The sequence below is a fragment of the Streptomyces sp. NPDC005281 genome, from assembly GCF_040607495.1.
In the GTDB taxonomy this organism is placed as follows: Bacteria; Actinomycetota; Actinomycetes; order Streptomycetales; family Streptomycetaceae; genus Streptomyces.
The window spans coordinates 178,179-197,395 of sequence record NZ_JBEXGX010000010.1 but is presented as its reverse complement, the minus strand read 5'-3'; the positions used below and the strand labels follow the sequence as shown (position 1 = coordinate 197,395).

Here is a 19,217-nt window from a genome sequence, read left to right as displayed (position 1 = left end):
ACCGGGCGTGAGGCGGGCGTTGGCCGGGCGTGGACCGGGCGTTGGCCGGACGTTGGCCGGGCGCGGGTCGGGCGCGGGTCGGCTAGCCGGCGAACTCCGGCTGCGGCAGGCCCTTTCCGGCGCCGGGGACGACGAGCAGGGAGCCGGCCATCGGGTGCGGTGCCGTGAGGCCCGTACGCGCGGTGGTGATGTAGAGGTCGGTGAGACCGGCTCCGCCGAAGGCACAGGCGGTGGGGCGGCGGACCGGCAGCTCCAGGACCCGGTCCAGGGTGCCGTCCGGCGTGTAGCGGCGGACCGCTCCGCCGTCCCACAGGGCCACCCAGACGCAGCCCTCGGCGTCCACCGTCAGACCGTCGGGGAATCCGTCCTCCACGGTGGCGAACGGGTGCCTCTCGACGGGAAGTTGATCGTCCCCGAGCTCGAAGACGTCGATGCGGCGGGTCGGCGAGTCGATGTAGTAGACACGACGGCCGTCGGGGCTCCAGCCCGTGCCGTTGCTGACACCGACGTCGTCGAGGATCGGGCGGACCGTGCCGTCGGGCGCGATGCGCGACAACGTACCCCCGCCCGGCGCCTCGTCGTAGCGCATGGTGCCGCACCACAGCGAGCCGTCGGGCGCGACGGCCGCGTCGTTGGCCCGCCGGCCGGGCACGGGTTCCCGGTGCAGCCAGCGGAACGAACCGCCGGCCGGAGCGGCCGGGGTGGACTCGCCGGACCCGGCAGGCCCGTAAAGACCCACGCCGTCACGGAGGTTGACCACCAGTCCGCCGCCCGCGCGGGGCTTGGCCGCCCCCACGTGCTGCTCGGTGGCCATCACCGTGCGACGGCCCGAGGCGGGGTCGTAGGTGTGGATCCGGGAGCCGAGGATGTCGACCCAGATGAGCCGCCCGGCCCGGGCGTCCCAGGTCGGGCCCTCGCCGAGCGCCGCGTGCGCGTGGACGGCGACCTCGACGGCGCTCACCGCACGTTCCGGTGGCCGAGCCGCTCGGACAGTTCCGCGGCACCCTTCGCCGCGAGCTGTTCCAGCTCGACGCGGCGCTCGTCGCTCCAGCGGATCATCGGTACGGAGATCGAGAGCGCGGCGACGACCTGTCCCGCCCGGTCCCGCACCGGGGCGGCGACACAGCTGACGTCCGGGTTGGACTCACGGCTCTCGACGGCGATCCCGCGACGGCGGATCTCGGCGAGGGCCTCGCGCAGGGCGCCCGGCTCGGTGATGCTGTTCGGGGTCATCGCGACGAGGTCGGCGTCGTCGGGGACACGTGAGGTCAGCTCCGGCTCCGAGAGGGAGGCGAGCAGCATCTTGCCGACGGAGGTGCAGTGCGCGGGAAGGCGGCGGCCGGCGGCCGAGACCATGCGCACGGCGTGCGTGGAGTCGACCTTGGCGATGTAGATGACGTCGGTGCCTTCGAGGATCGCCACGTGCACGGTCTCGTCGCAGGTCTCGGCGACGGAACGGGCGACCTGCTGGCCCTCGGCCGCGAGGTCGAGCTGCTCGGCGTAGCGGCTGCCGAGCTGGTACGGGCGCACGCCGAGCCGGTAGCGTCCCGGCTGGCCGGGCACCTGCACGATGTACGACCGGGCGGAGAGCGTGGTCACCAGTTCGTGCACGGTCGTGCGCGGCAGCTGGAGCCTGCGCACGATGTCGGGGGCGGAGAGCGTCCCGTCCCCGTCGAGAAAGAGCTCCAGTATGTCCAGGGCCCGGGTCACGGCAGGTACGAGGCGTCCCACAACCGGCCCCCTCTCTTTTGTTCGAAATTTCAACAGACGATCGGGATGACGAACACAGGCTAGTCATTCGCCCTGGGGCGGGCAATGGTTTGAGTGGCCCGCCCCGATGGGCCCACACGCCACCTCGCGCCGATCCGCGCCCCAAAGGGCACGAAAGACACATGCCGCCCCACGCCCGACGGACCCTCACACCCCACACAGGACACCCCACACAGGACACCCCGCAGAGGACACCCCGCACGGCGGCCGGGTCACGGCCTCGTCGGCGGCGCCCGCCCGGCGAGGCCCCGGTGCGGGACCATGGAGCCCATGCCGGCCGAACGCCCCTCCGCCCCCTTCACGCCGCTCGACTTCCAGCTGGTCCTGCTGCGCCGCATGGCCGACCACAACCCCGGTCCGGTCGAGGACGCCCGCCACGTACTGGGGGTGTCCATCGCGGACATGCGCGAGGCCAACCGTCGCTGGCAGGCGATGCTGCGCGTGCCGCGCGCACGGTCCGCCGCCTCGCGCTACCGCTCGGTCCTCGGCGCCCCGGAGTCCGCGCGCGAGCGCCGGATCGGCGATCTGACCTGCGAGGCCCTGCAATGGCCTGTGCCCCTGTGGCCCGATCTGCGCTTCGAGGTCCTGCTCGCCCCGAACGGTGTCGCCTGGAACGAATGGCTGGTACGGGCCCCGGGCGCCCCCGCCCCGGCGCTGGAGACCCTGGAGGATCTGGCCCCCTGGTGCTGCACGGTCGACGAGGTGGCCCGCGCCTTCGCCCCCGCCCGGCCCCTGGAGGGCACCGCCCCGACCCGGTGGGGTCTGGCGTTCACGGCGCCCGACGCTTCGGGAGTGCCGCACGCGTGCGCGGCGGAGTTCACCTGGGGACTGCTGCAACGGGTGGGGGTCAAGGGCCCCGTACCGGAACCCCCCGGGAGTCCCGGCCGGTAGCGGCGGAGGGGACCGAGGACAGGCCCGGCGGGCTCCGGGCCGGCCCTCAGCGGGCCGCGGCCCCGATGATCCGGTCCACGACGACGGGCAGCGACCCGGGGTGGAGCCACAGGAAGAGGTTCGGCTCCACGAGTTCGAGCTCCATCAGCCGGGGCCCGCCGTCGTCGCCGTCGACGAGGTCGACCCGGGCGTAGAGCACGCTCTCCGCACCGCCCGGCACGGCCGCCAACGCCTTTTCGGCAACGGCCAGTTCGGCCCCGGTGGGCTCCCAGACCTCCAGTCGCGGATGGGGCGTCTTGTCCCCGTCGTAGGGCGTCCCCGGCTCCAGCACCGCACCCTTGCGGCTGGCGTGCAGCAGCTGTCCGCCGAAGAACTGGAGCGCCCGCTCGCCCCGGGTGTCGATGTCCCTCACATACGGCTGGACCATCGCGGTCAGCCCCTCGGCGTGCATCCGCGCGAGCTGCCCGAGGGCCGTCTCCCGCTCCGCGGGCGTGTACCGGGCGGCGTAGCGCGCCCCGGCCCCCGCCGTGGGCTTCACCACGAACTCGTGATCGCCGGGCAGTTCGACGTGGTCCCCCGGCGCGACATACCGGGTCGGCACGACCGGCACCCCCGCCTCCGCGAGCTCCCCGAGATACCGCTTGTCCGTGTTCCAGCGCACGACAGGCGCCGGATTCATCAGCCGTGTGAGCCCGGCGCACCGCTCCGCCCAGGCCACGAACTCCGGCACGCGCCGGCTGTAGTCCCAGGTCGACCGGATCAGCGCCAGGTCGAACCCGGCCCAGTCGATCGCGGGATCGTCCCAGTGCACGATGTCCGCCACCGCCCCGGCGTCCTCCAGGGCCGCCCTCAGCACGGGCAGATCCCGGTCCGCGCCGGGCTCCTCGCCCGGGTCGTAGGTGACGAGCGCGATACGGGCCACTGCGGACTCCAACCTCGTACGGCACCGGTGCACGGCATCGGCGCACTGCGTCGGGCGCACCCCATCGGTACGCCGTCCCGGGACAACCCCGCCGCAGGCTAACAACCCCCGCTCTCCCGGGCCGGGCCACACTTGACCTTCACCAAGGGGCAGGGCCCAGCATCGGTGACGCGACGAGGAACCAGGGCCAGGACCAGGTGCGGCCAGGACACGGGAACGACGGGGTGGACGCGTGGACATGCTGACGATCGGGGCCTTCGCGAAGGCCTCCCGGCTGTCGCCCAAGGCGCTGCGGCTCTACGACGAGCTGGAGCTGCTGCGGCCCGCCCGGGTCGACCCCGGGACCGGATACCGCTACTACGCGGCGGACCAGCTCGAACGGGCCAGGCTGGTGGCGTGGCTGCGGCGGCTCGGCATGCCGCTCGCCCGGATCCGGCGGGTGTGCGCCCTCGAACCGGGGCCGGCCGCGCGGGAGATCGGCGCGTACTGGGCCGGGGTCGAGGCCGAGACGGCCGCCCGCCGGGATCTGGCGGCGTTCCTCGTGGACCATCTGTCACCGTCCCCAGGGAAGGACACCAGCATGCTGGAACTCCGCTACTCCGCCCTCTCCGACACCGGTCTGGTCCGTGAGGCGAACCAGGACAGCGTCCACGCGGGTGCCCGCGTCCTCGCGGTCGCCGACGGCTGCGGACCCGACGGGGCACCCGCCAGCACTGCCGCGGTACGGGCCCTGACGTTCCTCGACGATGAGCCGCTGTCGGCCGGTGGCCTGCTCAACCTGCTGGAGGACGCGGTGGAGGGCGCCGCGCAGGCCGTGGCGGACCTGGTGCCCGCCGCCGCGGGCCCGGACCTGGACGGCACCGGCAGCACCCTCACGGCCCTGGTGTGGACCGGCTCCCAGCTCGCGCTCGTCCACATCGGGGACTCACGGGCCTATGTGCTCCGCGACGGCGGGCTGTTCCGGATCACCCACGACCACACGGTGGTCCAGTCGATGATCGACGAGGGCCGTCTCACCCCGGAGGAGGCGGCCACGCATCCGCAGCGTGCCATCCTGCTCAGGGCGCTGGGCGCGGCCGCTTCCGTGCCCGATCTGCGGCTCCATGACGTCCGGCCGGGCGACCGCTACCTGCTCTGCTCGGACGGGCTCTCCGGCGTCGTGCCGGACGAGGGGATCGAGCGGCTCCTCACCTCGGCGCCCGATCCCGACGGGGCCGTCCGGGCCCTGGTCGGGGCGGCGAACGACGCCGGCGGACCGGACAACGTCAGCTGCGTGGTCGCGGACGTGGTCGAGGTGTCCCGCCCCGCCGGACTCCGGTTCGCCTAAAGAGTCCCGCATCAGTACTCCGGCCCGCGGGCCGGCCTTTCGGCGGCGGGCCTTCGATCAGCCCTTCGGCCCGCGAGCGGTCCCGGCGCCGCGCGGGCCGCTCCCGGTCGCCGCGGCCGGTCCCGGGCGCGACGCGGGCCGGTCCTGGGGCCTGCGGTAGCCGAGGGAGGTCTCGATGGCGCGGCCGACCGGGTCGACGGCGGTGCTGTCGCCGGGGCCGGTCACCCAGGAGCGGAAGACGCTCGCCAGTTGCAGGCCGAAGGCCTCGGCCCGGGCCTCGTCCGCCTGACGTGATCCGTCACGGGCGGCGACGGAACGGGCGACCTCCTGCCGGAACGGCGCCCGCGGTCCGGGCTCGCTCCAGCCGGAACGGTCCGAGAGGGCCGCCCGTGCGACGGCCGTGGCGCCGTCCACGTGGTGGTCGCGGTGGCCTTCCTTCATGTGCCACAACTCGTGCCCGAGAATGACGAGTTGCTGCACCGTCTCGGCACGCTCCTCGACGACGACGAGGTCGAAGTCGCTGAACTCCATCCACAGACCGGTGACTTCGATCTCGTCCGGGAAGCGCTCGAAGCGGAGCTGGACCGGACGGCCGCCCCGTCGCCTGCCCACCTCGGCGCAGAGGGCCTCGGCCAGCTCCCTCATGTCGACGGGCGTATCGATCCTTCTCCGCAGTACCCGGCCGAGCTCCACAGCCAGCGCCCGCATCTCGGAGCGGGTGCCTCGCGGACGCAGGGCCGCCATGAGCCTTCCGACGGAACCGGCCGGCTTCGTCGTCATCGCCGTGTCTCCCCACCGTCCAGGACGTGCTGGGGGGAAGGCCGCCTCCCGCTCTTCGCGAGACACGCGTCGTACGGGCCCCGCGCACGCCCCCGGACGGGGACGGGGCGTACGAGTGTCTCGGGAAGGTGCGGCGGGGACTGACTCACCAAAGGTCTCCCGGCAGTTGACTCATCAAGTTGTGACGCGAGCCCGACATTACGTGTCCGGGTCCGTCCACGCCACGGTTCCCTGACGATCGTTCCCGGTTTCCGAACGATCCTTACGGCGCCTGCGCTCACCCTCCACGTCCCCGGCGCGATCGGGCGGGCGACCGCCCGGTCCGCGATCCTGATCGTGTAGGAAGAGCCTGTCCCTCCCGGTGAAGTCCTCTCGGCAAGGAGTCCTCGTGTTCTCCCTCTTCCCGGCCCTGGTGGGCGGTTCGGTCACGGACCGGTCCGCGGTGCGCTTCGGCGACCGGTCCCTGACGTACGCGGAACTGGCCGCCCGCGCGGGAGCGCTGGCCGCACGGCTCGACGGTGCCGGGAGGGTCGCCGTCTGGGCGACGCCGACCCTGGAGACGGCCGTCGGCGTGGTCGCCGCGCTGCTCGCAGGGGTGCCGGCCGTGCCGCTGAACCCGAAGTCGGGGGAGACGGAACTCGGCCACATCGTGGGAGACAGCGCGCCGTCGCTGGTGCTCGCGGCCCGGGGGGACCTGCTTCCCGCCCCGCTCGCGGCGCTCGACCGCGTCGACGTCGTGGTCGAGGCGGAGGCGGACACCGAGGCGTCCGGCGGCGCGGGGGCACCCGGTTCGGCCACGCCCGCCTTCTCCCCCGAGGCCTCCGGCGCGGTCTCCGACCCGGCCGCACCCGCCCTGGTCGTCTACACCTCCGGCACCACCGGTCCGCCCAAGGGCGCGGTCATCCCGCGCCGGGCGATCGCCGCGACCCTGGACGCCCTGGCCGACGCCTGGCAGTGGACCGGTGACGACGTGCTGGTGCACGGCCTGCCCCTGTTCCATGTGCACGGGCTGATCATCGGCATCCTGGGCCCGTTGCGGCGCGGCGGATCGGTCCGGCATCTGGGCCGGTTCAGCGCCGAGGGCGTGGCACGGGAGCTGGACACCGGCGCGACCATGCTGTTCGGGGTGCCGACCATGTACCACCGGCTCGCCGAGACGCTCGGCACGGATCCCGGGCTCGCCGGGGCGCTGGGCCGGGCACGGCTGCTCGTGTCGGGCTCCGCCGCGCTGCCCCTGCACGACCACGACCGGATCAGGGCCGCGACCGGACGCGGGGTCGTCGAGCGGTACGGCATGACGGAGACCCTGATGAACACGAGCGTACGGGCGGACGGGGAGGTCCGCCCCGGCACGGTCGGTGTGCCACTGCCGGGCGTCGGTCTGCGGCTCGTCGAGGAGGACGGGACGACGATCGCCTGGTACGAGGCCGACGGCACCCCGGCCGGGACGTACGACGGCGAGAGCGTCGGCGAGATCCAGGTGCGCGGGCCGAACCTCTTCACCGAGTACCTGAACCGGCCCGACGCCACCGCCGCCGCGTACACCGCCGACGGCTGGTTCCGCACGGGCGACATGGCCGTCCTCGACCCCGACGGCTCGGTCCGTATCGTCGGCCGCAAGGCCACCGACCTGATCAAGAGCGGCGGCTACAAGATCGGCGCGGGTGAGATCGAGAACGCGCTCCTCGAACACCCCGGGGTGCGCGAGGCCGCCGTCGCCGGGGAGCCCGACGCCGACCTCGGTGAGCGCGTCGCGGCCTGGATCGTCCCGCTCGCCCCCGAGGCGCCGCCGTCCGCCGAGGAGCTGGCCGACCATGTGGCCCGCCGTCTGGCCCCGCACAAACGGCCCCGCACCGTGCGCTTTCTGGAGGCCCTGCCCCGCAACGACATGGGCAAGATCCTGAAGCGGGAGCTGCCGCGTGACTGAACGGATCTCGGCCCGCGAGGCCATCGCCCTCGTCACCGACAGCTTCGCCGAACTCCCCTGCCCCGAGGCGGAGTTCCCTCCCGACGGTCCGCTCTCCTGGAAGGGCTACGGCGATTCGCGGGCGCGCGCGGCGGCCCGCACCGGCGAGCAGGAGTCCGTCGTCTGCGGCACCGCGACCTTCGGGACGGCGAGTTTCGGCACCACGATCGACGGCAGGGCTCCGCTCGGTCCGGTCACCGCCGTCCTCGTCGCCTTCGAGTTCGGCTTCCTCGGCGGTTCCCTCGGCGAACGCACCGGTGACCGTCTGGAGACCGCCTACGACTACGCCCGGACACACCGGCTGCCGGTCGTCTCGCTCGTCGCCACCGGCGGCAGCCGGATGCAGGAGGGCATGCTCGCGCTGACCCAACTCCAGCGGGTGGCACGGCAGTCGGCGCTCACCAGGGAGGCCGGACTCGCGCAGGTCGCGGTCCTGCGCGACCCGACGACGGGCGGCGGGTGGGCCACGCTCGGGGCGGGTGCCGATGTGACCCTCGCGCTGCCCGGCGCCCAGGTCGCCTTCGCGGGCTCCCGAGTGCGTCCGCCCGACGCGGACCCGGCCGCGTACACGGCCGAGGCGCAGCTCGCGGCGGGCTCGGTCGACGCGCTCGTACCGAAGGACGGGCTGCGGGAGGCGCTCGCCCTGTGGCTGGACCTGCTCACCCGGCCCGCGGCCGGACCGGCGCCCGTCCCGGCCGCGCTGGGCGGGACGACCGACCTTCCCGCGACGGGCTGGGAGGCCGTGCAGCGGGCCAGGGACGCCGAACGGTCGCGCGCGGAGGCCTACTTGGATGCCTATTTCACCCGCAGGGCGGCGATCGGCGGGGACCGCTGCGGTGACACCGACGACGGCGTGCTGTGCGGCTTCGGCCGAGCGCGCGACGGGCGGACCGTCGCGTACGCGGCCCAGCGCGGTACCCCGACGCGTCCCGCCGGTTACCGCACGGCGGCCCGGCTGGTCCGGATGGCGGGCCGGCTCGGTATCCCGGTGCTGACGCTGGTGGACACCCCGGGCGCCGCGAACGACGCGGCGGCCGAGCGGCAGGGGGCCGGAGCGGCGATCGCGGACCTGTTCGCGGCGGTCGCCACCGCCCGGACGCCCATCACCACGCTGGTGATCGGTGAGGGCGGCTCGGGCGGTGCGCTGGCGCTGGCCGCTCCCGGCAACACCTGGGCCACGCCGGACAGTTACTTCTCCGTCATCGCGCCGGAGTCGGCGGCCGCGATTCTCAAGCGGCCCGCCGGCGAGGTCCGGGCGACGGCGGACCAACTCCGTGTCCGGCCGCAGGACCTGCTCGATCTGGGAGTGATCCGGGGCATCTCGCCGCACCGCCCCGGAGGCTGAACGGACGGCGGCCGCCGGACCCTCCCTCCCAAGAGGGCCCGACGGCCGCCTGCTCGGAGGACCGTGCCGGGCGGCGGGCTGCCCGTTCACGGTGACGTGCCGGGCGACAGGCTCCCGTTCACCGTGACGTGCCGGGCGGCGGGCTCTCCCCCGGGGAGTCCGCCGCCCGGCCGTCGCGGTCACCGCACGCCCGCCGCCCGGATGATCTCCTGGCCGACGGTGCCGCCCCGGTCGTCATGGGCGGAGGCCCGCAGCGACACGAACTGGGCATCGCGCGGCACGTCCAGCGTGCCCTTCCAGCGGACCTTCCCGCCGTCGGTGAGCGGGACGGCCTTCCAGGTCGCCCCGTCGTCGTAGGACACCTCCAGCCTTCCGCCGCCGATGGTGCCGGTGTCAGGAGCGCCCTTCACGTACTCGGCGTAGACGCTCACCGGGACCTTGCGGCCGCGCACGTCGCCCGCGAGGTCGGTGTCGAGGTCGTAGCCGAGGTTGATGAGCGGGAGGAAGGTGAAGTGGTCCTCGGGAGTGGCCGCCGACCGGACGGTCCACTCGCTGTGGCCCTTCGTGGAGAGCTTCCAGCGTGCCGGATCGAGGGTGGTGTCGGTGACGACCTTGTAGGTGTGCTCGTCGGCGGGCGCGTCCCAGACGTATCCGGCGGAGCTCTTCCCGTCGTAGACGAGGACGCCGTCCTGGTAGACCTCGGTGGCCTGCGTCATCCCGGTCTCGTCGCTCCACACGTCGCCGAAACCGGTGTGGTCCGGCCCGGAGTCGCCCCAGCCGGGGGTGTTGAACTGGATCTGGTTGCCCGCGCGTTGCTGGCCCCAGCCGAGTCCGGTGCCGAGCCAGGGGTGCCAGACGGGCTTGAACCAGTTCAGGGTCGCGTGGCTGCCGCCCCGGTAGGCGACCAGACCGCTGCGTTCCTCCAGCGCGCCCGTCCCGACGTTCACGGACTCCATCCAGGTCTGTCCGGTGCCGGTGGAGACGTAGTCGGTCCGTTCGGCGGGATAGTCGATCCGCTCCTGGAATCCGATACCGATGGGGAAGGGGTCGGCGACCGAGTAGCGGAACTCGCTGCCCTGGACGGGCTTCACGGCGTGGAATCTCGTGTCGAGGACGGCCAGTTCACCGCGGTCGGGCGCGTAGGTGAGACTCCGGTCCGGGACGGCACCCCGGTAGCCGTGCGAAAGGTCGTACATGTAGGGCGAGTTGAGCGTGCCGGTCATGTCGACGGACCGGCTGGCGCGCAGCCGTGCGGCGTCCGCCGCGTCGACGGTGGCGATCTGGAGCGGCCGGTTCTCGTAGTCGTCCGTGCCGAACCAGGCGTTGAGGCGCCCCGGCTTGTCGTCGGTGACGAACAGGGCCTTGGCGCCCGCGTCCTGGGCGGCCTGGGCGAGCGCGGCCGGATCGACGCCGTCGGTGAGCCGGGCGAGGACGGCCTTGCCGCTCACCCCGGTGAACGGCCCGTCGCCGACATCGACCAGCGGTAGCCTGCCGCGGCCCTCGATCAGGGTGGCGCCCGGCTGGAAGAGCGCCTCCTTCACGCCCGCGACCTCGAGGAGCGGCTTCCCGAGCCGCCATACGGTCCGGTAGTCGAAGGTGCCCTCGGTGACCTTCCGGGTGGGCGCGGCGAAGACGCTGTCGTACTTGACGGGTACCTGGACCGCGCCGAACAGGTCGGAGCCGCCCGCGTTCCGGTCGTACTCCATGAGCAGCTGCCGGGTCTCGGTGCGCCGGCCGACCTTCGCGCCGATCTCCCGCAACTTCCGCCCGTCCAGGGTGACTTCGCGGTCCCGGTCGAGTGCGATCTGGGGTGCGGCGAGGAAGCCGAGCCCGAGCGAGTCGGCGCCGTGAGCGCCGCGCACGTCGAGGAACGACGTCAGGCTGTACGTGCCCGGCCCGAGCCGCAGCTTCAGGGTGCCGGAGTCGCCGACGGCCGCCGGGTAGGCGTCGACGTCCTTGGCGAGCTGCTGCACGACGAGGTCGGCCGCGGTCGGGGCGCCGTCCCGGTCCTTCACATGGACGGTGAGCGTGTACCGCTCCTCCTCCTTGACCAGCCCGAACGCGGTGTGGGCGACGGGCGTTCCGTCCACCGACGCCACGATCCGCCCCGAGGTCTGGCCCACCGGCGCGTTCGAGCCGTCGCCGGTGAGTGTGGTGGACGCGGTGCCGTGCGCGGGCACCGTGAGCGTGGTGTCGGCGAGGGTGGCGACACCCTCGCCGGCCCCCTCCGCGGCGAGGGTCAACTCCACCGCCGCGTCGGAGGAGTTGGTGTAGGTGATCGTCCTGATGACGGGCTTGTCGTCCTCGTAGGGCCAGCTGAGGAAGCCGAGGTCGGCGCTGCCCGTGGCGGTGATCCTCGCGCCGATCGCGTCCGGAACACTCACCCGGCCCGCGCCCAGCTCGTAGACGGAGGCGTCGAGTTGCCTGGACGTCGACATCAGCGCGTCCTTGAGCCGGGCGCCCGTCCAGTCGGGGTGTTCCTGGGCGAGCAGCGCGGCCACGCCCGCGACGTGCGGTGTCGCCATCGACGTGCCGCTCATCGACGTGTAGTAGCCGCTGCCGTCGACGAGTTGGGACCGGGCGGCGAGGATGTCGACGCCCGGCGCGGAGAGGTCGGGCTTGAGCGCGTTGTCACCGTGGCGCGGTCCCGCGCTGGTGAAGTACGCGGCCTCGTCGGCGGAGTCGACCGCGCCGACGGTCAGGGCGGAGTCGGCGGCGCCGGGCGAGCCGATGGAGGAGGGGGCGCCGGTGTTGCCCGCGGCGACGACGAAGAGGGCGCCGGTCTCCTTCGAGAGGGTGTCGACGGCCACCGCCATGGGGTCGGTGCCGTCGCTCGGCTCGGTCGAACCGAGGCTCATCGATATGACCTTGGCGTGCACGTCCCGCGCCGCCCACTCCATGCCGGCGATGATCTGCGACTCGCTGCCCGAGCCCTGGTCGCTGAGCACCTTGCCGACGGCGAGCGTGGCCTCGGGCGCCACGCCCTGCTCCTTGCCGTCGGAGGCGGCGCCGCTGCCGCCGACGGTGGAGGTGGTGTGCGTGCCGTGACCGTTGCGGTCGGCGACCTCCTCCCCGTCGATGAAGCTCCTGGTCTGCGTGACCCGGCCGGCCAGGTCGGGGTGGCTCGTGTCGACGCCGGTGTCGAGCACGGCGACGGTCACGCCCTTGCCGGTGAGCCCGGCCTCCCAGGCCTTCGGCGTACCGATCTGCGCGTTGCTCTCGGCCATGTCGGCCTTGACGCGCCCGTCGAGCCAGACCTTGCCGATCCCCGCCCTGCCGGTCAGCTGCCGGGTCATCGCCTTCCAGAAGGTCCGGCCCTTGTCCGCGTCGACGGCCGCGCCGCGGATGCTCGGCAGCGAGCGCGTGCGTTCGGCGCCGCCCGGGGTGACCGTGCGCGCCTTCGGGTCGTACGTCACGATCAGCGGGAGCTCAGCCGTCTGCCGGTCGGTGAGCCCCTGCCGTATCAGCTCGCTCACGTCGAACAGCCGCCGGTCGAGGGTGCCGGCCCGCAGATACGGCAGCGCCTCGTCCGGTACGACGGTGACGGTGCCGTCGGCGACCTGGGTGCGCACGGCTCCGGTGGCCCCCCGGGGGCGTACGACGGACACGGTCTTCTTCCCGCGGCCGATGTCGGTGACGGTCACCTTGTCGCCGGTCACGAGGGTGACGGTGGACGCGGTGCCGGCGGCCCTCGCCGACGCCGGAGTGCCGGTGGACGCGGTGTGCGCGGTGCCTGCGGTGGCGAGCGCGCCCGCCCGCCCTGCCGGCAGCAGGGCGAGCACGAGCCCGGCCGACAGCAGCGCCGCCGGACGTCTCAGTGGTCCTCTGGTCATTCATGGCCTCTCTTCGTCGGCCGTGCGCGCGCCGGGCAGGGGGTGGCGCCCGGTGCCTGCGAAGAGTCTCGGGGGGCCCGTGCGGCCGGGACGCCGACGGAACCTGGCGGGAAGGCGCCCTGGCGGTTTCCCGCCAGGACATGCCGGTACGAGCCGCGGCAAGCGGGACAGCTCCAACTGCCCCGCGGGTCAACGCTGTCGCTTCCCCGACACCCGCCCCGCGCCTCGGGTGTTCCGCGACGGAAGCCCGCGGCCCGGCGCCGCCGGGGCCGGGCCAGGGGCCGGACTCACCGCCGGTCCGGGCGCTCGCCCGCGCCGCCACCCGTCCGGCGGCACCTCGCCCGGCCGTCCAAAAGGGGCGCCCGACGCGTACCGCGCGCACGATGTTCGAAGAGGACCGCCGCCCGGCGGAGCCCCACGGTCTGCGCCTCGGGAGGGCCTGCCATGACCGCCAGTCTGGAGCAGCTGCGCCGCTGTCACTTCGCCGTCGACCTGGGCGCGGCGCGGACCCGTGTATGGGTGCGGGGCGCGGGCCTGGTCGTCGATCAGCCGAGCGTCGCGGCGATCAACACGAAGACGGGCGCGCTGATCGCGGTCGGGGAGTTCGCGGAGAAGATGACGGGCCGTACGCCCGACTACATCCGGGTGGTGCGCCCGGTGTCCGGCGGCACCGTCGTGGACATCGACATGGCGCAGCGGATGCTGCGCAATCTGCTGGGCGACAAGGTCCGGCGGACGCTGCGCCGCAAGCCCCGGCTGCGGGCGGCGGCGTGCACCCCGCACGACGCGGACCCGCTGGCGCAGCGGGCCACGATCGAGACGCTGGTCGGTCTCGGGGCGCGGCGGGTGGAGCTCGTCGACACGCTGATCGCGGCGGCGGTCGGCTGCGGACTGCCCGTCGAGCGGCCCGAGGCCACCATGATCATGGTGTGCGGGGCCGCCGCGACCCAGCTCGCCGTGCTGTCGCTGGGCTCGATCGTCACCGCCGAGCGCATCCCGGTCGGGGGTGAGGCCGTCGACCACGCGATCGTGCAGCACCTGCGTCACCAGCACGAGCTGATGCTGCCGAGTCAGGCCGTACGGCCGCTGCAACTCGCCCTCTCCGGGAACGGTCTGAGCCCGCACGGGCCGACCCTGACCGAGATCCACGGGCGGGACGTGGCGACGGGGCTGGCGCGTTCCGTGAAGGTCGACACCGCCGCCGTGCGCATGGCGATCGAGACACCGCTCACCGCCGTGCTGGACGGGGTCGGCAAGGTGCTGCGGTCCTGCCCGCCCGATCTGGTGGCCGACGTCGCCGACCGCGGGATCATGATGGTCGGCGGCAGCGCGCTGCTTCCCGGGCTCGACCAGATGCTCCGGCAGGCGACCGGTGTGCCGGTCCACATCGCCGAGCGGCCCGATGTGTGTGCCGTTCAGGGCCTCGGCTACATGCTGGAGGGCAAGATCGAGCCGATGATCCTGAACCCGCTGGCCAACTGACGAACCGGCAGCCGGCGAACCGGTGTCCGAGGGCCTCGGATGACCGACCCCGTGCCCGGCCTCCCGCCCCTTCTCGAGGCGGTCCTCAGCGTCGGCACCGAACTCGAACTGCGCGCGACGCTCCAGCGGATCGTGGACGCGGCCGCCGAGCTGACCGGGGCGCGGTACGCGGCGCTGGGGATGCGGGACCCGGGACAGGACGGGCTGGTACGGATCCGTACGGCGCGACCGCGCACACCGCCCGCGCCAGGTGCCGCCCCCGCGCCGGAGGATCGGGGGTCTCCCGGCACTTCAGCCTCCCCCGAGCCCACCCGCTCCCCCACGCCGGAGGATCGAGGGTCTCCCGGTACTCCAGCCTCCCCCGAACCGGACGGCTCCCCCGAACCGGACGGCTCCCCCGAACCCGACATCTGTCTGGACGTTCCCATCCGGGTCGACGACGAGGTGTTCGGCAATCTCTATCTCGCGGACAAGTCCACCGGGCCCGTGACCCACGAGGACGAACAACTGGTTCGTCTGCTCGCGACGCAGGCCGGTATCGCGATCGCCAACGCCCGGCTGTACGAGACGGCCCGGCAGCGGGAGCGCTGGATCGAGGGCGCCGCCGCCGTCACCACCACTCTGCTCAGCGGCGGAACCGGCGCCGACGCGCTGGCGACGGTGGCCGAGCGCGCCAGGATCCTCGCGGGAGCCTCGGCGGGGATCATCCTCGAGCCCACGGACGAGGGCGGCATGGAGATCGTGGTCGCCTCCACTCCCGAGGACCCCGCCGGCATCGTGGGCACCACCATCGCACCCGGCAGTCCCGTGCTCGATCAACTCCTGGGCGGGGAACCGGTGTTCATCGAGGACTCGGCGACCGACCCACGGATGACGACCCATGTACGGTCCCGGTTCGGGCCGAGCATGATGCTGCCGCTCCAGACGGAGGGCCGCCTCATCGGGACACTGGCCCTGCCGCGCGGGCGGGGCGGCCGCCCGTACACGGAGGTCGAACGCCTGCTGGCCGTCCAGTTCGCCTCGCAGGCCGCGCTCGCCCTGGTCCTCGCCGACGCCCGGCACAGCCGTGAACTCCTCGCGGTGTACGAGGACCGGGACCGCATCGCCCGTGACCTGCACGATCTGGTCGTACAGCGTCTCTTCGCGACCGGCATGATGCTGGAGTCGACGCAGCGCAGGAACGCCGCCCGCGGAGACGGCGACGAGGACGACGGCGAGACCGAGGAGGTGTCGGCTGCCCTCGGCCGGGCGGTCGACGAGCTCGAGGCCACGGTCCAGGAGGTGCGCACCGCGATCTTCGCGCTCCAGCAGCCGCCCGCCGACGCCCCCACCACGTTCCGCGGCAAGGTGCTGCGCGAGACGGCGGGCGCGGCCGCGGTCCTCGGCGTCCAGCCGTCCACCCGGTTCACGGGACCGGTGGAGAACCGGATCACCGCCCCCGTGGCGGGCCGGCTGCTCGCCGTGCTGCGGCGCGCGCTGGCCGCCGCCTCGCGACGCTCCGGGGTGTCGCGGATCGAGGTCGCGGTCGACGTGACGCAGGCTCTGCCGGACGGCCGCCCCCGCGTCCGGCTGACCGTCCACGACGACGGCGCCCCGGACGACTCCTCCGAGCACACGGACACCACAGGCACAGGCACAGGCACAGGCACAGGCACAGGCACCGACGGCCGCTCCGGCGACGGGAGCGTGACCGGTGTCGGCCCGGGTGCCGACGGCACGAACGTCACCTGGCAGTCACCGCTGTAGCGGCCCGGAACCGACGAACCGACCGCGCCGTCCGGACATGCCACGGCCCGCCGGGTATCCGCCCGGCGGGCCGTGCTGCTTCGCGTACGGGCGGGTCAGTACGGCAGTAGACGCCCCGACGGCGTCCTGCGGTCGATCGGCGTCTCGCGCGGAGCGGAGGGCCGACGGTTGACGCGAATCCGGATCTGACGGTTCATGACCCCTCCTCATGACTGATGAGACCGGCGTCCTCGTCGACGCGCATAGACGCATGGTGCCCACGGATGCGCCTCTCCTACCCTCCGAGCAGGATGTTCGGGCACCGGCCCTCGCGCGGGACGGCAACGCGCCCGCCCGCGGTCCCTCCCTCCCGGGTCAGGCCGTGTTCACCTGGGACGCATGAACAGCACACACGACGCCCGCGTCACGCAGTGGTGGGAAGCGCTGGACCCCTCGACGCGGAAGGCCCTCCTGGATCTCCGTCTGGTCGAGGGCGACAGGCTGCCCGAGGAGTTCGTTCGGGGGCTCACGGACCACGGCATCCACCCCGTCCAGTGGGAGGAGCCGGAAGCCGGGCACCTCGTGCCCGGGCAACTGGTGGAGTTCCTCGCCGAGAAGCGGGCCGCGGGCACCTGATCCTCCACCCCCGGGAGCCGGGACACCGCAAGGCGCCCGACCTCGGCGGGTTCCGGCACCGGCCCGGTGTCCCAAGCCCATCCCAGCGGTGACGCGTTCGTGCAGGTCAGGGGCGTGGGACTGTCCCGGCGTCCCGAGGCGGACCAGGAGGCTCCGCTGTGGGCCGGGCGCTGCCAGCATGGCGGCGGCCGAGGGTTCCCGGTCACCGACCAGAGGGGGAACACCAGATGGGAAAGAGGACGCTTCTGCGGGGTCTGACCCTCGCCGTGGCAGCGGTCCTGCCCCTGTACGGGCCCGTGGCGGCGCAGGCGACGGGGTCCGCGGCCGCCGCGGTCGCCGTCTGCGGGCACACGAGCGCGCAGCCCACGCTGCAACAGGGGTCGACGGGGGACGCGACGGTCGAGGCGCAGTGCGAGCTCGACCTGGCGACGAAGCCGAGCCGCTACACCCCGATCGCCGCGGACGGCACGTTCGGCTCGGCGACGGAGACGCGGGTCAAGGAGTTCCAGCGGTGCGCCGGGCTGGGCGCGGACGGTGTGCTCGGCCCGCAGACCTGGACGGCCCTGAACTCCTGGGCCGCGCAGCCGCACACCTGCACGACCCAGGGCACGGCGGGCACGGCGCAGGCGACCGTGTGCGGCCACACCGACACGCGCCCGACCCTGAAGAACGGCGCGAAGGGCGACGAGGTCAAGGAGGTTCAGTGCCGGCTGAACCTGGCCATGGCGCCGTTCCACTATCCGCCGCTGACCGTCGACGGCGATTTCGGGGGCGGCACCGAGGACCGGGTCGTCGAGCTCCAGCACTGTGCCAACCTCAGCGCCGACGGCACGGTCGGCCCGAACACCTGGGCCAAGCTCGTGGACTGGTCCGGCCGTAACGCGTACTGCGAGCCGCCCCACCCCGCCGGCCATCCGATCGACGGCCTGGACACGGCCAAGTACCAGCACCCCGGCGGCGCGCCGATCGACTGGAAGGCCGTACGCGCCTCGGGGGCCGAGTTCGCGACCGTCAAGGCCACCCGGGGCCTGAACGTCACCGACGAATACCTCACCAGCGACCTCCAGGGGGCCAGGGCTGCGGGGCTGGCCGTGGCGCCGTACCACTTCTACACCGGTACGGCGGCCGACACGGGCGCCGCGCAGGCCGACCGGTTCATCGCCGCCGTGCGGGCGACCGGCTACACCGGGCAGCGCCCGGGCGATCTGCCGCCGATCTTCGACCTGGAGCGCATGGACGACGGCAGCGGGCGCTGTCCCACCTATGGCACGCCGGCCGACGCCAAGGCCTGGCTCGACCGGGTGGAATCCGCGTTCGGCCGGGTCCCGATGATCTACACCCAGAAGTCCTTCCTGGACGACTGCATGGGTTCGACCACCGCCTTCGCCCGGTATCCGCTGCAACTCGCGGACTACCGCCAGTCGATCACCCAGCCGCCGCTGCCGAACGGCTCGACGACCTGGGCGATGTGGCAGTACACCGACGCCGCGGTCTTCCCTGGCCTGCGGGCCCCGGCCACCGGGGACGTGTTCAACGGCACCCAGGCCGATCTGGACCGGCTGGCCAACCGGTGATCCCGGCCAAGGCCATCGCCGTACCGAGGAGGAACACCATGACCGGCCGGTTCGCACGCGCGTCCCTCGTCGCCCTGCTCGTCACCCTGGGCTTCACCGTTCCGGCGCCCGCCTCGGCCGCCACGGCCGGCGCCGCCGCCACGAGCTGCTACGGCGGGGCGGTCACGGTGCACTACGGGGACGTGCTCGACTTCGGCCCGTACCGGACCACGAGCCGCTGTACGGACATCAACATGCGCATCACCGGCGGCGACGCGGAGTACGTCGTCGCCTGCGTGAAGTTCGAGAAGACCGGCGTCTGCAACCGCTGGACCAAGGTCGGCCGGAGCTGGACCACCATCGCCACCGACGTCCTGGACGGCACCAGGTTCACCGTGCCCAACGGCGTTGACCTGGAAGGCAGTTCGGCGACCATACAGATCGCCTTCTGACCTCTTCTGACCCCTTCCGGCGACTGCCGGTCCCTTCCGAACCCTTCCGACTTGCACCCGAACGGAGATCACCATGATCAGGAGCAGGGCGTTCGCCTCGGTTCTGTTCACCGCGGCCGCGCTGCTGGGAGTGGGCGTCGCGCCCGCCTCGGCCCAGTCCTCGGCCGCCGCGACGAGCTGCTACGGCGGCGCCAAGACCCTGACGTACCACTATCAGACGGCCGCCAAGGAGTACGGCACCTACACCACGTCCTCGCGGTGCGGTGACATCAACCTGCGCCTCAACGCGAACACGCCGGACGGGGCGTACCTGGATGCCTGTGTGGTGTTCGTCGACCACACCAGCCTGTGCAACAACGACAACGCGTACACCACCCACGGCACCGAGTGGGGCACCGTCGCGACCGACGTCAAGGACGGCACGCACTTCGTCCTGCGCATCCACGCCTACGACACCGACGTGCACGACGTGACGTTCCAGCTCGCCTACTGAGCTCGCCGCCGACCGTCTTCCGCACGTTCTCGCACCACCGTT

At 73.3% G+C, this 19,217-nt stretch carries 15 protein-coding genes; 10 read left to right on the top strand and 5 right to left on the bottom strand.

Going from position 1 to position 19,217, the window contains the following annotated elements; translation table 11 throughout:
- Positions 1-82: 82 nt before the first annotated feature.
- A complete protein-coding gene (locus ABZV42_RS16635) occupies positions 83-961 on the bottom strand; it encodes an SMP-30/gluconolactonase/LRE family protein (protein WP_355976296.1) in 879 nt (292 codons plus the stop codon).
- Positions 958-1,731: an IclR family transcriptional regulator gene (locus ABZV42_RS16630; protein WP_355976299.1), complete on the bottom strand. Its 774-nt coding sequence runs from the start codon at positions 1,729-1,731 to the stop codon at positions 958-960. The genes ABZV42_RS16635 and ABZV42_RS16630 overlap by 4 nt, the downstream gene beginning before the upstream one ends.
- A gap of 300 nt (positions 1,732-2,031) precedes the next feature.
- On the opposite strand from ABZV42_RS16630, the gene ABZV42_RS16625 reads away from it, so the two are divergent.
- A complete protein-coding gene (locus ABZV42_RS16625) occupies positions 2,032-2,661 on the top strand; it encodes a hypothetical protein (RefSeq protein WP_355976302.1) in 630 nt (209 codons plus the stop codon).
- A gap of 46 nt (positions 2,662-2,707) precedes the next feature.
- On the opposite strand, the gene ABZV42_RS16620 is transcribed toward ABZV42_RS16625, so the two are convergent.
- The gene (locus ABZV42_RS16620) at positions 2,708-3,583 is read right to left on the bottom strand and encodes a hypothetical protein (RefSeq protein WP_356052392.1); all 876 of its coding nucleotides are present in this window, start codon (positions 3,581-3,583) and stop codon (positions 2,708-2,710) included.
- Positions 3,584-3,821: 238 nt separating this feature from the next.
- Between ABZV42_RS16620 and ABZV42_RS16615 the strand changes: the two genes are divergently transcribed.
- A complete protein-coding gene (locus ABZV42_RS16615; RefSeq protein WP_355976749.1) occupies positions 3,822-4,910 on the top strand; it encodes a MerR family transcriptional regulator in 1,089 nt (362 codons plus the stop codon).
- A gap of 57 nt (positions 4,911-4,967) precedes the next feature.
- Here the strand turns inward: ABZV42_RS16615 and ABZV42_RS16610 are convergent, their stop codons facing one another.
- The gene (locus ABZV42_RS16610; RefSeq protein WP_355976304.1) at positions 4,968-5,690 is read right to left on the bottom strand and encodes a toxin-antitoxin system, toxin component; all 723 of its coding nucleotides are present in this window, start codon (positions 5,688-5,690) and stop codon (positions 4,968-4,970) included.
- Between the two features lie 388 nt (positions 5,691-6,078).
- Here ABZV42_RS16610 and ABZV42_RS16605 point away from each other — a divergent pair, with 388 nt between their 5' ends.
- Together ABZV42_RS16605 and ABZV42_RS16600 are read left to right on the top strand one after the other, a co-directional pair.
- Entirely contained in the window at positions 6,079-7,617 is a 1,539-nt protein-coding gene (locus ABZV42_RS16605) for an acyl-CoA synthetase (RefSeq protein WP_356052340.1), read from the top strand.
- Positions 7,610-9,001, top strand: coding sequence for a carboxyl transferase domain-containing protein (locus ABZV42_RS16600; RefSeq protein ID WP_356052338.1), 1,392 nt, complete (start codon positions 7,610-7,612; stop codon positions 8,999-9,001). Before ABZV42_RS16605 ends, ABZV42_RS16600 begins: the two co-directional genes overlap by 8 nt.
- 179 nt (positions 9,002-9,180) lie before the next feature.
- On the opposite strand, the gene ABZV42_RS16595 is transcribed toward ABZV42_RS16600, so the two are convergent.
- Positions 9,181-12,834 carry a S8 family serine peptidase gene (locus tag ABZV42_RS16595; RefSeq protein ID WP_356052336.1) on the bottom strand — a complete coding sequence of 1,218 codons (3,654 nt, stop codon included), beginning with the start codon at positions 12,832-12,834 and terminating at the stop codon, positions 9,181-9,183.
- Between the two features lie 444 nt (positions 12,835-13,278).
- Here ABZV42_RS16595 and ABZV42_RS16590 point away from each other — a divergent pair, with 444 nt between their 5' ends.
- From ABZV42_RS16590 to ABZV42_RS16565, 6 genes are all read left to right on the top strand, one after another.
- Positions 13,279-14,316, top strand: a complete 1,038-nt coding sequence (locus ABZV42_RS16590) for a rod shape-determining protein (protein ID WP_355976312.1) — start codon at positions 13,279-13,281, stop codon at positions 14,314-14,316.
- A 39-nt stretch (positions 14,317-14,355) separates the two neighbouring features.
- Positions 14,356-16,062, top strand: coding sequence for a GAF domain-containing protein (locus ABZV42_RS16585; protein WP_356052334.1), 1,707 nt, complete (start codon positions 14,356-14,358; stop codon positions 16,060-16,062).
- Positions 16,063-16,440: 378 nt separating this feature from the next.
- Positions 16,441-16,677 (top strand): hypothetical protein, encoded by a 237-nt coding sequence (locus ABZV42_RS16580; protein WP_355976316.1) that lies wholly within the window; start codon positions 16,441-16,443, stop codon positions 16,675-16,677.
- A gap of 227 nt (positions 16,678-16,904) precedes the next feature.
- Entirely contained in the window at positions 16,905-18,251 is a 1,347-nt protein-coding gene (locus tag ABZV42_RS16575) for a GH25 family lysozyme (protein WP_356052332.1), read from the top strand.
- A 38-nt stretch (positions 18,252-18,289) separates the two neighbouring features.
- A complete protein-coding gene (locus ABZV42_RS16570; RefSeq protein WP_356052330.1) occupies positions 18,290-18,682 on the top strand; it encodes a hypothetical protein in 393 nt (130 codons plus the stop codon).
- A 73-nt stretch (positions 18,683-18,755) separates the two neighbouring features.
- Positions 18,756-19,175: a hypothetical protein gene (locus ABZV42_RS16565; RefSeq protein ID WP_355976321.1), complete on the top strand. Its 420-nt coding sequence runs from the start codon at positions 18,756-18,758 to the stop codon at positions 19,173-19,175.
- Positions 19,176-19,217 lie beyond the last annotated feature (42 nt).